Annotated in this window: 12 protein-coding genes and 1 tRNA gene; 4 read left to right on the top strand and 9 right to left on the bottom strand. The window is 56.8% G+C overall.

The window, feature by feature from the left end:
* Nucleotides 1-64: 64 nt before the first annotated feature.
* The 5 genes from M2103_RS12975 to M2103_RS12995 form a co-directional block, all read right to left on the bottom strand.
* Entirely contained in the window at nt 65-412 is a 348-nt protein-coding gene (locus M2103_RS12975; protein ID WP_277511099.1) for a hypothetical protein, read from the bottom strand.
* A 136-nt stretch (nt 413-548) separates the two neighbouring features.
* Complete coding sequence (locus tag M2103_RS12980) at nt 549-2,060, bottom strand: RNA-directed DNA polymerase (RefSeq protein ID WP_277511101.1); 1,512 nt, start codon at nt 2,058-2,060, stop codon at nt 549-551.
* A 13-nt stretch (nt 2,061-2,073) separates the two neighbouring features.
* On the bottom strand, nt 2,074-3,369 hold the full coding sequence (locus tag M2103_RS12985; protein ID WP_277511102.1) for a restriction endonuclease subunit S: 1,296 nt from the start codon (nt 3,367-3,369) through the stop codon (nt 2,074-2,076).
* A complete protein-coding gene (locus tag M2103_RS12990; protein ID WP_277511103.1) occupies nt 3,366-3,896 on the bottom strand; it encodes a GxxExxY protein in 531 nt (176 codons plus the stop codon). The genes M2103_RS12985 and M2103_RS12990 overlap by 4 nt, the downstream gene beginning before the upstream one ends.
* On the bottom strand, nt 3,893-5,635 hold the full coding sequence (locus M2103_RS12995) for a class I SAM-dependent DNA methyltransferase (RefSeq protein ID WP_277511104.1): 1,743 nt from the start codon (nt 5,633-5,635) through the stop codon (nt 3,893-3,895). Before M2103_RS12995 ends, M2103_RS12990 begins: the two co-directional genes overlap by 4 nt.
* A gap of 231 nt (nt 5,636-5,866) precedes the next feature.
* Between M2103_RS12995 and M2103_RS13000 the strand changes: the two genes are divergently transcribed.
* The 3 genes from M2103_RS13000 (at nt 5,867) to M2103_RS13010 (ending at nt 7,926) form a co-directional block, all read left to right on the top strand.
* Nucleotides 5,867-5,942 (top strand) — tRNA-Arg (locus tag M2103_RS13000).
* Nucleotides 5,943-6,012: 70 nt separating this feature from the next.
* On the top strand, nt 6,013-7,449 hold the full coding sequence (locus M2103_RS13005) for an FAD-binding oxidoreductase (RefSeq protein WP_277511106.1): 1,437 nt from the start codon (nt 6,013-6,015) through the stop codon (nt 7,447-7,449).
* 102 nt (nt 7,450-7,551) lie between these two features.
* Nucleotides 7,552-7,926: an RNA-binding S4 domain-containing protein gene (locus M2103_RS13010; RefSeq protein WP_277511108.1), complete on the top strand. Its 375-nt coding sequence runs from the start codon at nt 7,552-7,554 to the stop codon at nt 7,924-7,926.
* Between the two features lie 778 nt (nt 7,927-8,704).
* On the opposite strand, the gene M2103_RS13015 is transcribed toward M2103_RS13010, so the two are convergent.
* The 4 genes from M2103_RS13015 to M2103_RS13030 form a co-directional block, all read right to left on the bottom strand.
* A complete protein-coding gene (locus M2103_RS13015; protein WP_277511109.1) occupies nt 8,705-9,961 on the bottom strand; it encodes an MgtC/SapB family protein in 1,257 nt (418 codons plus the stop codon).
* A gap of 93 nt (nt 9,962-10,054) precedes the next feature.
* A complete protein-coding gene (locus tag M2103_RS13020; protein ID WP_277511110.1) occupies nt 10,055-10,660 on the bottom strand; it encodes a hypothetical protein in 606 nt (201 codons plus the stop codon).
* 41 nt (nt 10,661-10,701) lie between these two features.
* Nucleotides 10,702-11,019, bottom strand: a complete 318-nt coding sequence (locus M2103_RS13025; protein ID WP_108824846.1) for a hypothetical protein — start codon at nt 11,017-11,019, stop codon at nt 10,702-10,704.
* The gene (locus M2103_RS13030) at nt 11,003-11,632 is read right to left on the bottom strand and encodes an RNA polymerase sigma factor (RefSeq protein WP_161554784.1); all 630 of its coding nucleotides are present in this window, start codon (nt 11,630-11,632) and stop codon (nt 11,003-11,005) included. The genes M2103_RS13025 and M2103_RS13030 overlap by 17 nt, the downstream gene beginning before the upstream one ends.
* A 247-nt stretch (nt 11,633-11,879) precedes the next feature.
* On the opposite strand from M2103_RS13030, the gene M2103_RS13035 reads away from it, so the two are divergent.
* Nucleotides 11,880-14,024, top strand: a complete 2,145-nt coding sequence (locus tag M2103_RS13035) for a DNA gyrase/topoisomerase IV subunit A (protein WP_277511115.1) — start codon at nt 11,880-11,882, stop codon at nt 14,022-14,024.
* Nucleotides 14,025-14,588 lie beyond the last annotated feature (564 nt).

Consider the following 14,588-nt stretch of genomic DNA (forward strand, 5'->3'; position numbering starts at 1 on the left):
CAACCCTCACGAAAGAACCAACAACAAAACAACACATAACCTTCCTCCGCCGGCTATATGCTTTTTAAAATGTGCGAAACTTGACGGACACTACCTTGAACTGCGCGAGCTTGAGCGGCGCGCGCAGGCCGATGAGCTCGATGCCGTTGCGGAGCACGTCGAGCGTGCCGCGCTTGTCGAGTTCGGCGCGCAGGCGGTTGAGCACGGTGTCGCCGGCGGCGGTGCCGTGGTTTTTGGCAAGAATTTTCCACGCGTCGGGCTGGGTTTGTTGCAGCCATTCGAGTGTGTCGGACGGGAACAGCGCGCGAGCGCGGTCGTAGCGCGCGGCATCGCCCTCCGCGTAGAGCCAGTCGTGCGCGGCGAGGTGCGCGCAGATTTCGTTTTCGAAGGAGATTTCTTTGTGGAGGCTCATGGGGATTCCTTTGGGTTTCTACTGAAAGGTTTCACGCGGAGGCGCGGAGAACGCGGAGAATTGCCCAAGGCCGCCCGCTCCGGGGCGAGTTCCTTTTGCACGCTGCTGATGAAAATGCGGAGGGGTGTCATGGTGGCTACAATGAAAACAGCTCAAACAAACGAAACTCTTGAGATGAGATTTTAGGATTAAGCTGCCTTAGTTTTCTTTTATTTATGATATTAGCTGGGCTCAATATTTTTTTAAAATGCAAATCGCTAATCCAATCCGAATTCCATATTTTTGTTTTAGCATCCTTGACCAAACAACATAACGGCTCAGAGAAAATAAGCTTATTCCCATGAAAATATGAAATTCTCTGTAGCCACAGTTGCAGATGCCCTGTATTGGGCACGCGCTTGAATCGATTATTGATATTGTTCAAAATAAAAACGCGCGTCGATTTATCCTTAATTGTGAAAATAAGATTACTCAAAATTGCAGATGAAATTGCATATGTCTTGGGATTGTGGATAGCGATGTCTGTTATTAATGCAATCAATGGAATTGGATTATATTTCGGATTCCTTGTTTTTTGAAGTTCCACATAAAAGTTATCCAATGCGCGCAATAGACTTCCAGAGTTCGGGTGTTCCGTTGAAAAATTATGAATCAAAACCAAGTGTTTTTGTAAATTTTCATCAGACTGCTTCCTTATTATCCATTCAATTTTGTCAGCCTTCAGTGAGTTTCTAACAACTTCGTTGGTGGCTCCTGTTTTTGATGGATGCAATTTCATTCCAAGGGAATACATGGTCTCAGATATTGCTTTGAGAATTTCGAGAGACTGCTCAGGATTATTTGTAAAGACTCGATAATCATCTCGATATCGAAGGATCATGTATTCTGTGATACTCAGGTTTTTTAATTTTTCTGACAAGATACTGTCTGCGTATCCTAAAATTATTTCAGAGATAAAATCTGATAAAACAGAACCCTGCGGAATGCCATTGGTTTGCCCGTAATTCATGTCTTGAAAATGACGATCAATCACATTCCCAATAAATTTTTTAGCATTCCTATTTTTCTTCTTTTTCATTTCATCTTGCCGATGTAATGCCCACGCAATCGCATGGGTATATATACACCCATAGCAATCGGTTAAATCTGTTTGCGCAAGATATTCATATTGCAAAGAAAGTTCAAGTGATTGTTGTTCAATCTCTTGCCACCATTGTAAGATTTGTTCGGCTTTATCTTTTTTTCTTGTTAAGGATTCAACTGGAATGCTGATGGATTTAATTTTTGGGTTTGCCGAAAACAATTCGAATCGATTCCTTATCAATTTCCACGCATCCTTGCTTGTAATTTCACGAACCATGGACACATACAACGCCGGATGGATTAACTTAAACGGCCGCCATGCAAATTTTCCGTCCTTGTTAGTAACTATTGTATGATTTACGTCGTCGTGGTCGCAAGGCTTTGATGCAAGCACATTTGATAATTTATTCGCCTCAAGATAACGATTTGTTTCAGATAATATTTTTTTAAAATCAAAATATGGTGGTAAATCGACATTGCAATAACTCTCGGCCTTGAGAAAAAACTTCCTTGCTTCACGCCAGGACATTTCGATTACAGTTCTTCGTTGTGGCTTTGTGTTCATCGTAAAACGACTCTTAATTGTGCGCGTCAATTTGCCCCGTGACGGCGGCGGAGATTAGGGCGGTGCGGCGTTCTTGGAGGAGGTCGATGGCACATTGGGCTTCGGCGATCAGGGCACCGAATTTGGCGGTTGCGGTGTCGAGAACCCCAGCTATCTCATCAGCTTCTTTTCTCGGAGGTGCGGCAAACCGGATATTTCCCAAACGTTCAGTGTTTAGAATACGGAGAACATTGCCCGTGGAGGTTACTTCCAATTCTGTTTTTGCAGACTGAAGCGCATAGTAAAAATAGCGGGAGCATTGCTGAAATTCAGCGGCGGTGATTTGTTGGTTTGTCGATACACTACAATCTGTAAAACCCAATTTCCCAATAGTTCCAATGCAGCAAATTAAAGTAGAGAACGGTTTAATATGCCGCACATAGCCCCATCCTTTTTCGGTTAGAAACTTTGATGCATGCGTTGGCTTTCCCGATTCATCCAAGTCTTCAGGTCGTATCCAAGGAAATCCTTCATCGTCTGCATAATTATCACGATCTTCAGTTGGTGGAGTGATTCCTGTTGTGAGTGTTGCTAGATGTTTTAATGCCTTCACTTCCCAATGCGCCGGCACATCACCGAGCCAGGGGATGCCGGAGGGTTTTAGGGGGGCTTGGGGGTTGAGGCCGCGGGTGACGGCTTGGGAGATGACGGCTTGGCGTTTTTCTTTCAGCAGTTCCATCAGCCGCCGCTGCTCCGCCACCAACGCATCTATCTTCCCCGTCTCCCGATCCAAAAACTCCGCGATTTGCGTTTGCTCGGGGAGTGGGGGAAATGGAATGCCAAAGGAACCCAGTTCATCGGCTGATAATTCAAGAAATGTGGTTCCTTTTCCTCTGATATTAAGCTCCTTCGTGCTGATACTGAGAAGATAGGCGAAAAATTTGGAATTACTGTCTGCTCTTGGGACGAGCGTCTTACATCCCTGATTTGTGCTCATGGGAATGCCCGCAATGGCGAGTGAACCGATTGGTGCGCGTGTTGAGAGAATTATAGAACCAGCGGGGGCAAGGCTCGTGTTACACGAATTAAGTCCGTCTTGAGTTATTTTACGTTGTGTGTCGTATATATATATTGACGGCAGTTTGCTCAAGTCGGCGGGTGTCGCCCAGGGTATATTGCCATCCCAATATAAATCGTTTTCAGATTTCGGAGTAGAGCCGCCCAATATCTGAAAGCAGCGCTTCAACGCTGACACCTCCCAATGCGCCGGGACGTCGCCGAGCCAGTCGACGCCGGAGGGTTTGTAGTTTGGATATTTGGGGAAGCTCATGGATGTAAATCTTTCTCCGCGTTCTCCGCGCCTCCGCGTGAGTCCTCTTCTCCCCCCGCACGGATTTGATTCACGCGGAGGCGCGGAGACGCGGAGGCGGGGAGGTCGTTGACAATGCGACGCAGCCCTTCCTTGAGTGTTGCGGCACCGAAATTAATCAGCAGTCCGACCCGCAAATCCATGAGCCGTAAATACGTCTGGAGCTGCTTGAAATGAACGGGCGCGAGGTGCTCGACAGATTTCAGTTCGACAAGCACACGCTGCTCAACCAGGAGGTCGGCGCGGAAGGCATCATCAAAGAGCATGTTGTCGTAGCTGAAACGGATATTTTTTTGGCATTCGACGTGAAACCCCTGTTTTTCGAGGGCGCGGGCGAGAATCATTTCGTAAACGGATTCGAGCAAGCCGGGGCCGAGGTCGATGTGAATGCGCATCGCGGTGTCGATAATGGCTCCCGTAATGTCGTCGAGTTTGAGGTTCGGGCGCCCCGGGGCGAGATAGGGAGGAGACGGTTCGTATGTCGTCATGCTGAAAGGTCTCCGATGAGTTTGAGAATTTTGTCGGTGGTGGTTTTCAGGTCGGCGTCGATTTCGGCGAGGGGGCGCGGGGGCGTGAAAACATAAAAGTGGCGGTTGAAGGGGATTTCGTAGCCGGTCTTGGTTTTGTCGTGGTCGATCCAGGCGTCCGACGCATGCGGGAGGACTTCGCGTTTGAAGTAGGTTTCCACATCCTCGGAGAGCGGGACGTTTTCGGTGTCGCGCAGCGCGGTGTCGGCAACGGGTTTGCCCTTTGCCTTGCCCTTTTGGCCGAGGACAACGGCGCCCTTGGGGTCGCGCTGGGGGCGCTCGACGGTGATGGTGCGGTAGCCGAAGTCCGTGTTTTTGAAGATGCGCGATATGGGGACGCCGTCGCGGGTGAGTTTTTTGCAGTCGCCAAAGATTTGGGTGATGTCGGCGATGTGCGCGGCGGAGAGCTCCTTGCGTTTTGAGCCGAGGCTTTTGCGCATTTTCTGCCAGAAGGCTGAGGCGTCGATGAGCTGGACCTTGCCCTTGCGTTGCGGGGTTTTGCGGTTGCTGAGGATCCAGATGTAGGTGGCGATGCCGGTGTTGTAAAACATGTCGGAGGGGAGGGCGACGATGGCCTCGACGAGGTCGTTTTCGAGGACATGACGGCGGATTTCGCTTTCGCCGGAGCCGGCGCCGCCGGTGAAGAGCGGGGAGCCGTTGAGGACGATGCCGAAGCGGGAGCCGCCGTCGCGGGCGGGGCGCATTTTGGAGAGGAGGTGCAGGAGGAAGAGGAGCGAGCCGTCGGAGACGCGCGGGAGGCCGGGGCCGAAGCGGCCGTTGTGGCCTTTGGTCGCGGCTTCGTCGCGGATGGTCTTTTCGATTTTCTTCCACTCGACGCCGAAGGGGGGATTGGAAAGGGCGTAGTCGAATTGTTTGCCGGGGAGCTGGTCGTCGGAGAGGGTGTTGCCGAAGGTGATGTTGGCGATGTCCTGGCCCTTGATGAGCATGTCGGCCTTGCAGATGGCGTAGGATTCGGGGTTGAGCTCCTGGCCGAACATGACGAGGCGGGCGTCGGGGTTTTGGGCGGTGATGTGCTCGCCGGCGACGCTGAGCATGCCGCCGGTGCCGGCGGTGGGGTCGTAGATGGAGCGCACGATGCCGGGCTTGGCGAGGGCGTCGTCGTCCTCGATGAAGAGCAGGTCAACCATGAGGCGGATGACGTCGCGCGGGGTGAAGTGCTCGCCGGCGGTTTCGTTGGAGAGCTCGGAGAATTTGCGGATGAGCTCCTCGAAGACGGTGCCCATTTGGGCGTTGGAGACGCGGTCGGGGTGGAGGTCGGCGTTGGCGAATTTTTCGGTGACGAGGTAGAGCAGGCCGGCCTTGTGGAGGCGGTCGATCTGGGTGTGGAATTCGAAGCGGTCGAAGATGTCGCGGACGGAGGGGGAGAAGGCGTCGAGGTATTTGCGGAGGTTTTCGGCGATGTGGTCCTGGTCGCCCATGAGTTTTTTGAGGTCGAGGGGCGAGGTGTTGTGGAAGGCGAGCCCGGTGATGCGTTCGAGGAACGGGGCGGGGTTGAGCCCGGCCTTGGCGCGCTTGTCGTGCTCGGCGAGGACGGCGGGTTTGGTTTTTTCGAGGACGCAGTCGATGCGCCGCAGGACGGTGAAGGGGAGGATGACTTTGCCGTAGTCGGATTGCTTGTAATCGCCGCGAAGGAGATCGGCGACGGACCAGAGGAGCGAGGAAAGGTTGGTTTCGGACATGAGGGAATGGGTAGCGGACACATTTGCAGGCAAAGCGGATTTGGGTGCGACAAAAAACAGCAAATGAAGCGAAGTTTGCGCGGGGGGAATTCGATGGCGCGACCACGGGGCGAAACAATGGAAACGCATGCGGACAAGGAGGGGTTTTCAAAAATAGCAATGAACTCCGTCCGCATCGCGGCTTGACCGCGCTTTGCGCAATTCGTTTTGTTGCGGGCGTATTTTTATGCTGTCCCCGTAGCTCAACTGGATAGAGCAGCGGTTTCCTAAACCGCGCATCCCGGTTCAAGTCCGGGCGGGGGCGCCAAATGGGAAAGCTCCATGCTCCAGCAATTTGTCAGCTGGCAGGATGCGCCACGAATTCAGCCGCCGCACTCATGAAACATCACGCCAAAGCAACCGCCGCGCTCGTCCGCAAACTCGGACGCGACCGCGTCGCCACATCCGGCGACGCGCTTTTCCGCGCGTCGTTCGACGGCAGCAAACTCTCGTTTCTTCCCGAGGCCGTCATACGCCCGCGCAAGCGTGATGATATTTCCGCCGCGCTCGCGCTTGCCAACAAACACCGCGTGCCCGTCACCGTGCGCGGCGGCGGCACCTCGCTCACCGGCTCCGGCTCGCCCGTGCGCGGCGGCTGGGTGCTCGACCTCTCCAAGTGGAACCGCATCCGCATCGACGCCGACGCCGGGCTCGCCCGCGCGCAGGCCGGCGCGCTCGTCGCCGACATCCAGGCCGCCGCCGAAAACGCCGGCTGGTTTTACCCGCCCGATCCCGCGTCGAAAAAATACTGCACCATCGGCGGCAACATCGCCTGCAACGCCGGCGGCATGCACGGCGGGCGCTACGGCGTGACGCGCGACTTCGTCCTCGCGCTGCGCGGCCACCTGCCCACCGGCGAATACGTCGAGTGGGGCGCGGCCACGAAAAAGTTTTCCGCCGGCTTCAACCTGCGCGACCTCTGGATCGGCGCGGAGGGCATGCTCGGCGTTGTCACCGAGGCCGTGCTCAAGCTCATCCCCAAACCCGCCGAACGCTGGACGCTCCTCACCGCGTTCCCCGACGAAGTCGCCGCGTTCCGCGCCATCCGCGCGCTTTTCGCGCAGCGCGTGCAACCGGCAATCTGCGAGTTCCTCGACCGTCACAGCGTGCAATGCGCCGAGGCCAAAACCGGCAAAACCGTTTTCGCCGGCCAGCCCGGAAAACCCGTCATCCTCATCGAGCTCGCCGGCTCGCCAAACGAACTCGCCGACACCAAGCCCGCCGTGCTCGCCTGGGCCGCCGCGCACGCGCAGGCGTTTCGCGAGGCGCGCGACCGCGACGAGGCCGAGGAACTCTGGACCGTGCGCCGCAAATGCTCCGGCGCCATGTTCGCGCTCGGCGACTCCAAGCTCAACGAGGACATCGTCGTGCCGCTCGCGAACTACGAAAAGTTCGCCGTCTTTCTCGACAAACTCCGCAAAAAATCGCGCCTCCCCATCCCGACCTTCGGCCACCTCGCCGACGGCAACCTGCACGTGAACATCATGTATCACCGCGAAAACCGCGCCGAGTATTTGCGCGCGGAAAAGGCGGTCTGCGAACTTATGAAAGGCGTCGTCGCGCTCGGCGGCGCGATCTCGGGCGAGCACGGCATCGGCCTCGCCAAAACGCCCTTCCTGCGCCTGCAACACACGCCCGCGCAAATCAAGGCCATGCGCGCCGTCAAGGACGCGCTCGACCCGAACGGCATCCTCAACCCCGGCAAAATGTTCACCCTCTTCAAAGTCTGGGAGCACACGCGTTTGAACATCGAGCTCCCCTGGGACCATAAATGAAAAGAGTGAAGAGTGAAAAATGAAGGGTGAAAAAATGAGGTCCAATGCAAAGTTTGTTTCTGTTTTTCACTCTTCATTTTTCACCCTTCACGTTTCCTCCCCATGGCTGCTGAACGCATAGACAAATGGCTCTGGGCCGTGCGGCTTTTCAAAACGCGCGCGCTTGCCACCGACGCGTGCAAGGCGGGTAGCGTCGAGATCGGCGGCCATGCCGTGAAACCCTCGCGCGATGTTCGCGCCGGCGAGACGATTCACGTCAAGCAAGGCCTGATCCTGCGCACGCTGCGCGTCGTCGATATTCCGCGAAGCCGCGTCGGCGCGAAACTCGTGGCGACCTATTGCGAAGACCTCACGCCGCCGTCGGAATTTGAAAAAGTGAAGGAGCAGCGCGTGCAACAAACCCTCGCCCGCGCCAAGGGCTCCGGACGCCCCACCAAACGCGACCGCCGCGCACTGGATCGATTTTTCGGAACGTAAAAATTAGCTTACAATAACCAATCAAGCATGACTCCAAATCGATACCTTCACTGCTCGTATAATATATGAGTTACTTCTAGTATCTCAGCGACCGCAAAGATGCGCCGCGACAGTTTCGGATGTTGGTGTTGACACCTGCTTCGGCGCTTTTCCGCTCGGGACTATTGGTTTCCCCGCAACAGGTAACAACCAGTCTCCCTCGTGGAGATACATCCAGCCCTCCTTAGTCTCTCGGGGTTCTCGCAAGTCCACCGGCAATCGCCTTCCACCTCTATCTTTAGGCCAACGGTGCGTAATTGCAGAAACGATGAACTCGGTTCGCCGCCATGGCTGCACCAAATAGCACCGCTCGCCCCACCAAACTATCCACATCGGCTGTTCGGCGCGACAAAAGGTGCCATCGGGAAGCTCTTCTTCGAGCCATAGTTCAGTTCCCTCAATGACATAACGTCCGGATCGCTCATACGAATACGGTGCCGAATCCTGTTTCGCTGGAGCTGAATATCGATAATGGAACCGCGCGTCCACACCGAGACTGAGGATGTTCTTGTGGCCCTCATAGAGGAAGTAATACGCTCCGTGCTTGGCTCCTGTGCGAGTCGACACGTTTTGAGTGGCGCACCCAGTCAGTGAAATGACCATAACAAGGCTCAACAATAGTCGCGTCATTTTTTACCAAGCGGTTTATTTAATGAACTGCACTGAGTGCAGCGTTTTTGGAGTGGAATGCAGATTCATTTCTGGAATTCTGGCTCTTTGGCCTCTGGCATTCTATACCTCACACCAGCCACAGCGCCAGCACGCTGGCGGCGACCATGAGGCCGAGGATGGAGGCGGTGTGTTTCACGTAGGCGCGCGAGCCGCAGGCGATCGCGATAATGGCCTTGGCGAGCGTGTTGGCGAGCGAGGCCATGATCACCGCTTGCGCGGCAAGTTGAAGCAGGGTCGCGCCGTCCTTGTGGTTGTTTGCCATCAACAGCGACATGGCGTCGGTGCTTGTGAGGCCGGACAAAAACGCGAGGGGCAGCACGGCGTTGTCCCATCCGAAGTTGGTGACGATTTTTATCAGGAACGCGGCAATCGCGTAGAGCGCGGCGAACTGAATGGAGGTTTTCAGGCTGAGCGGATTGGTGATTGAGGGCGGATGCACCTCGGGCGGGGTGATCGAGCGTTTCGAAAACCAAATCCACGCGGCGTAAAGAACGCCGGGCGCGGCCATGACGAGTATGGGCACGAGCAACGTGAGCAGGAGTTGCTGGTCGATCACGCCAATCATCACCGCGAGTCGCGCATACATGGTCGTGCAGGCAAGCACGACGGCGAAGGCGTAATCAGTGGCGAGCTCGGGCGTGGCCTTGCTGCGTTTGCTGAAGGCAAGCGTGGTGGCGGTGCTTGATGCGAGCCCGCCGAGGAATCCGGTCGCGGCGATGCCGGCCTTGGTGCCGAGCATGCGCATGAGCACGTAGCCCAAAAATCCGATGCCGGAAATCAGCACAACCATCAGCCAGATCGAAAACGGATTGAAGGCGAGATACGGCCCCATGGCGCGGTTGGGCACGAGCGGGAGAATCACGCCGGTGATGGCGACAAATTGCAGCGTGGCGCGGATGTCGGCCGTGGTGAAACGGCTCGTGATGCTGTGCACGGGTTGCTTGATGCCGAGCATCACCATCGTGAACGCGGCCACGACGATCGCGCTTTGCGTGTAGCCCCAGTTGACGAGCGCGCCGATGAGGCACGTGAGCATTGACGAGGCGAAGGTGGTGCCGCCGGGATATCTGTCGGAGGCGCTTTTGATGTGCGCGACCACGAGGTGCGCGCCGATGAGCACCATGACAACGGGGAGCATGGCCGCGATGTAGTTGTCGGAGACAAACGCGGAAAGACAGCCGAGCAGCGACCAGAGCGAGTAGGTGCGCACGCCGCCAAAATCGACCGGCGCCTCCGGCGTCTGCTGGTCGTTCCACTGGCGGATGAGGCCGATGAGCGCGCCGAGGCAGGCGCTGACGAGGACGTGTGTGAGAAAGGGATTCACGGGGATGCGGGATGCGATGTTGTGCCGTGTTTATGGCACAAAAAAACACGGGCGTGAAGACCCGTGTTTCGCGAATGTGCGCATGCGCTGAAATTATTTCGACGGTTTAACCTTGGCCTCGGGGGGCGCGAGCTTGAGCACTTTGAAGCTGGGCGGCGGCGTGGTGTCCACGAGTTCGAGAAACTTTGCGCGGCGTTCGAGAAGGAGTTTGTGCACGGCGGCCTTTTGCCCGGGGGTGAAGCCGAGACTTTCGTCGAGGCGTTCGAGCGTGACGGGCACCATCATGATGACAATGGCCGAGTCGTAGCCCTCCCACAACTTGCTGCGCCCGCGCTGCGGTGCCGGCGTTCCGGCGGGCTGGGGCGGCGGGGGCGGGCGTTCGCGCCAGCGTTTCACATGCTCGCGCTGCTCGGGCGTGAGGATCGGGTCCATTTGATCCCGGAGGCTGTTTTTCATTTGAATGATTTTTTGCCGGAAATCCTCCATTTCGGCGCGAATCTGGCGATAGGCTTCGTCGCGGTGCGCGCTTGCCGCGGCGGGCGCGGAATTGTTGGAGCCGATGGGAGCGTCCTTGACTTCATCAAGTATGCCGGCGGGGGGCGCGTCGATGGTCGGGGTGCGTCCGATCCAAACGCCGGCGCCCACGCCCACGGCAAATCCGATGACGGTAGTCAGTATGAAGGGAAGAATTTTGTTCATGGATTTATGTGCGTGTGCGATGGATGGGCAGTCGGGGTTGCTTAGAATGGGTCGAAGCTCGCCACTTGCTCGGCGAGATCGCGCCAGTCGGCGAGGTTTTTCTCGTTGGTCTGGTTGACGGATTGGGTGTGGAAAAACACAACCGCGGCGAAGCACGCGCAGGCGGTGAGCGCGGAGAGCGTGAAGGGGTTGTGGAAAAACCGCCAAACGCGGGTGTGCGCGGGCTCGGCGTCCTCGTCGGCGAGACGGGCCGCGCGCAGGACGTTGTCCGCAAAGTTGCCGGGCAGGAGACTGGCCGCATAGGCCTGTCTTTGCGCCCAGAGGCGGGGGTCGCGGGTTGGGTCAGTTGGTGTTTTCATAATAGTGTTTCAGTTGTTCACGGGCCCGGTGAAGGCGGGCCTTGAGCGCGACGACGCTCACGCCGGTGATCTCGGCCATCTCGACCTGGCTGCGGCCTTCCTGCGCGAGGGCGATGAGCGCGCGATCCTTGGGCTTGAGTTTGGCGATGGCATGGTTGAGGGCGTCGAGTTCCTCGGTGTCAACGCCGCTGGGTTTGTCAGGAATATCGAGGACGCGTTCCTCGGTTTCGATGGGTGTCAGGAATTTTTGCCAACGCTGGCGGCGGATGTGGTCGATACAGGCGTTGCGCGCGAGGCGGAAGAGCCAGGCTTCGAATTGGGCGGGTTGCACGAGGCGTGGAAGGGCGCGTATCATTTTAATAAAAACAATCTGCGCTAGATCCTCCACGGAGTCGCCGCGGTTGGTGATGGTGTAGATGAAACCAGCCACACGGTGCTGGTATGCGAGTATGAGCGTGCGCTGGGCGTCTTCGTCCCCGGTTTGCGCTTTGCGGACAGTCTCCGTGAGCGCGGCAATATCGTCTGATTCGTTGCGCGCACATGTCGTGTCCGTAGCTTGACGGATGTCGGGCTGCGAAGTTGCGCTTAAATCGACTGGATTTTGCTTGTCCAAGTTGAACGATCTGAAAACGCGAGATTTACGTGCGAAGACGGAGCGCGTCGAGGCGGAATATTCATGTGCAGCCGAATATCTGTTGGGGACCCGATTCGGGCGTGTTTTGGCGGATTTGTTTTATATTTTAATTAATTGAAACAAAACAAGTTATTACATCAAAGGCAGATCGAATCGAAGGTCTCTCGCATTTCATTCTTGGCTCGCGGGCGCATGATTCCGTTTTATCGAGGTTTTCAATTTCTCGATGGCCAAACGCAAACAACCTTCCGATTCCGACGACCAATCCGAATTGCCACTCGACGGCGCAAATGCCGCCAACGACACGTCTCCCGCTTCCGTCCCCGCATCCGGCGCGACCCCGACTGCCGCAGCGGCGGCAACTGATGCCGACGAGGCCTCCGACGCCCCCGATTCCGAGCATCCGCCCGTGCCCAAGGAAAACAGCCCCAACGCCACGCTTGTGCGGCATTACAATTCGTGGTTCCTCGACTACGCCAGCTACGTGATTCTCGACCGCGCCGTGCCGCATATCGACGACGGACTCAAGCCCGTGCAGCGCCGCATTCTCCACACGCTTCACGAAATGGACGACGGCCGTTTCAACAAAGTCGCGAACGTCGTCGGCGCCGCGATGCGTTTCCATCCGCACGGCGACGCCTCCATCGAGGCCGCGCTTGTCGGCATCGCGCAACGCGGCCTGCTCATCGAGCCGCAGGGCAATTTTGGCAACACCCTCACTGGTGACGGCGCCGCCGCCGCGCGTTACATCGAGGCGAGCCTCACGCCTTTCGCGCGCGAGGTTGTTTTCAACGCAAAAACCACCACGTGGCAGCTCAGCTACGACGGACGCGCGAAGGAGCCCGTCACGCTTCCCGTCAAGTTCCCGCTCGTCCTCGCCGAGGGCGCGGAGGGCATCGCGGTCGGTCTTTCCACGCGCATCCTGCCGCACAATTTTAACGACCTTTGCCGCGCCTCCATCAATCACCTTCAGGGAAAAAACTTTCGCATCTTCCCCGATTTCCCGACGGGCGGCATTGCTGATTTTTCCGAATACAACAACGGCGCGCGCGGCGGCAAGGTGAAGATCCGCGCCCGCATTGAGCAGCGCACCAAATACCTGCTCGCCATCACCGAGCTGCCGTTCGGCGTCACCACCACCTCGCTCATCGACTCCATCCTCGGCGCCAACGCCAAGGGCAAGCTCAAGGTCAAGCACGTTGACGACAACACCTCCGACAAGGTCGAAATCCTCGTCCACCTCCCGCAAGGCAGCGATCCCGACCAGGTCATCCAGCAGCTCTACGTGTTCACCAACTGCCAGGTTTCGATCTCGCCCGCCGCCTGCGTCATCGAAACCGACGAGCAAGGAAACGACCGCCCCATATTCCTCTCCGTCCCCGACATCCTCAAGCGTTCGACAGACAAAACTGTTTCGCTTCTCAAACAAGAACTTGAAATCCGCCTCGAAGAGCTCGAAGCCAAATGGCACTGGGATTCGCTCGTGCGCATTTTCATCGAGGAAAAAGTCTACAAGCTCATCGAAACCTGCAAAACTAAGGAAGCCGCCGACGAAGCCATCCGCAAAGGCCTGCAACCCTTCATCAAACGCCTCCGCCGCCCGGTCACCGACGAGGACATCACCAAGCTCGGCGACATCCCCATCAAGCGCACCGCCGCCTACAACCGCTTCAAGGCCGAGGAGGAAATCAAGGGCATCGAAAAGGAAATCTCCGGCACGAAGCACAACCTCAAGCACCTCACCGCCTACGCGGTCAAATGGTTCGAGACGCTTCAGGAAAAATACGGCAAGGGCCGCAAGCGCCGCACCGAGTATGACGAGATCGAGCAAATCAGCCTCGCCGAAGTCGTCTCCGCCAACCAGCGCCTCTACGTGAATCGCGACGAGGGCTTCATCGGCCTGAACTGGCGCCAGCACGAATTCGTGACCGAGTGCACCGTCCTCGACGATGTGCTCTGCTTCATGGCCGACGGCACGATGAAAGTCGCCCGCGTGGCCGACAAGCTCTTCATGGGCCGCAACATCATCCACATTGCGATCATGCCCAAGGAAGGCGACAAACACTTCTACACGATGGTCTATCAGGACAAAAAGACCGGCAAGGCCTTCGCCAAGCGCTTCCAAATCGGCGGAGTGACGCGCGAAAAACTTTACCCCCTCGTATCGAGCGAAGGCTCAAAAGTCGTGTATTTTCACGTCGCGAAAAAAGAAGCCGACATGCCCGCCACGCTCAACATCGAGCTGAGCGGCCGCTGCAGCGCGCGCAAAAAAGAGTTCGAGTTCGACGCCGCCCGCCTGGGCGTCGGCGCCCGCGGCAACAAAGGCCTCACCGTCACCGAATACCCGATCAAACGAGTAAAGGCGGGGTGAGGACGCAGCGCACAAAAAACCCCACTCACCTAAAGAAGGACAACTGGACAACCTCCCAGTATATGGTAATTGCCTTTCATCGCACATTCTGAGGTTACCCCTGATTTGTGGCCAGGAGGTGCAGGCATAACCACAAAAGAAAAAGAAACATGCCAAAAACAAAACCAGCCTACACGCCGGAATTCAAAAACGAGGTGCTCGTCTGATAGGCGAGCACGGGAACGAGCCTCAGGCTCACCGCCGAGCACTTTGGTGTTTCGACCAACAGCTTGAGGGCTTGGCGCGCCTGAGCCCGTCGTTGCCACCGAGCAGGAGCTCCGGCGCCTGCGCCGCGAGAACCGCGCCCTGCAAATGCGCTGCGAAATACTAAAAAAAACGGTGGCCATCTTCAGCGACCCGTCCGCGAACGCTATGCGCTGATAAACCTAAAAAGGAAAATGAAAAAGAGAGCCAGGCGGGGGTAAATGATGTAAGAGCAGGGAGATGGAAACGCCAGCGCCCCCGATTTGCGCTCACCCTGCGGGTGAGCCCTCAAATAACCGTGCAAGTGCCGCCTACCCGCCG

It is taken from the genome of Ereboglobus sp. PH5-5, assembly GCF_029504805.1.
Classification (GTDB): Bacteria; Verrucomicrobiota; Verrucomicrobiia; order Opitutales; family Opitutaceae; genus Ereboglobus.